This window comes from Vibrio sp. 10N.222.55.C6 (assembly GCF_041473395.1).
In the GTDB taxonomy this organism is placed as follows: domain Bacteria; phylum Pseudomonadota; class Gammaproteobacteria; order Enterobacterales; family Vibrionaceae; genus Vibrio; species Vibrio crassostreae_C.
The window spans coordinates 1-1,199 of record NZ_JBFRSD010000599.1; the positions used below are offsets into that span (position 1 = coordinate 1).

1 protein-coding gene is annotated in these 1,199 nt (G+C 41.7%); it reads right to left on the reverse strand.

The genetic code is table 11. From position 1 onward, the window contains the following. On the reverse strand, nucleotides 1-956 hold a 956-nt coding region (locus tag AB4486_RS25260; RefSeq protein ID WP_372119461.1), incomplete at its 3' end, for a hypothetical protein. Nucleotides 957-1,199: the final 243 nt, after the last annotated feature.

Here is a 1,199-nt window from a genome sequence, read left to right on the forward strand (position 1 = left end):
CTACCAACAGAGTAAGAAAGACGCTCGTAATTCATCGACTCTTGAATAGCCGTCGTAGTCATGTTCTCACGTTCTTCGTTGTCTGTTGTTTCAACCCAGCTAACGGAAACGTAAGGCGTAAATTCATTGACTCGGTAACCAACCAAACCAGAAACCGATTGATAGTCATAAAACTGCCCTTCCAATTGAACATCTGCAGCTTCTACGTTAACTAACAGATCACCATTGTCATATTGAGCACCCAAAGAGATGAACTGACCATCTTGGCTATCTAGCATTGCACCCAATTGACAATACGGGTCTTGTGAGTTTTGGAAATCACAAGATGGATTAGATTCAGCAACAAAATATGAACCACGGAAGGTAAAGTCATCTACGTTCCAGTTGGCACTGATACCGAATAGTTTATCTAGTTTCACCTCACCAACAATTGAGTCATCTTCATCAATAGTACCGATACCAACCACTGGCTGAAGAAGAATACTTGAATCTTCAAGTTCAATCGGAATCAATAAATCAGCACCCGTGTAGCCCTTCAAAACAATGTTTTCATACAACTCTTGAGAAGGCCTGATCATTGGATACGCATAGCCAAGGTCTGTGTAATCTGAGTAGAAAAACAAAGGTAAACGCAACTTACCTGCTCGAGCTGTGAAGGCCTCAAAATCATAAGAGGCATAAGCCATCTCAATTTTTGGCTCATAATCATAACGGCTGTTTGCAACGATTTGCGTCACGAACTTAGCACGCTCATTTACTTGAAAATCAAATTGTAAGCCTGCTAATGTCTCTTGCTCCCAATCTAATTTTTCGTCGGTATAACCCGCATAACCTATCGCATTGTCTGACTTACCGATGCCTACAGAACCAAATCCACTAATTCGAAGATCATCCATGTTTGCAGCATTTGCTCCAAACGCCATACTTACTAGGGCAGCAACCACTGTCTTCTTCATAACTAACTCCAATTGTTATGTGATTTTTCGTTTTTATATAATTGTTTTTGTATAATCAGCCCATATTTGGGGCATACTGCCGCCCTCCTTAAGGCATAGCCGAAAGGAGAGAGGGAATGATTCTAGGGAACTTAACTGACTTTAAAGTGGCCAGTTAGTGTTGAAAGGTTACGAGTCACTTTTTGAATATCTTGCGCCACGGCGTCCACTTGCTGAACGCTGTTACTGGTGCCTTCTGCCATC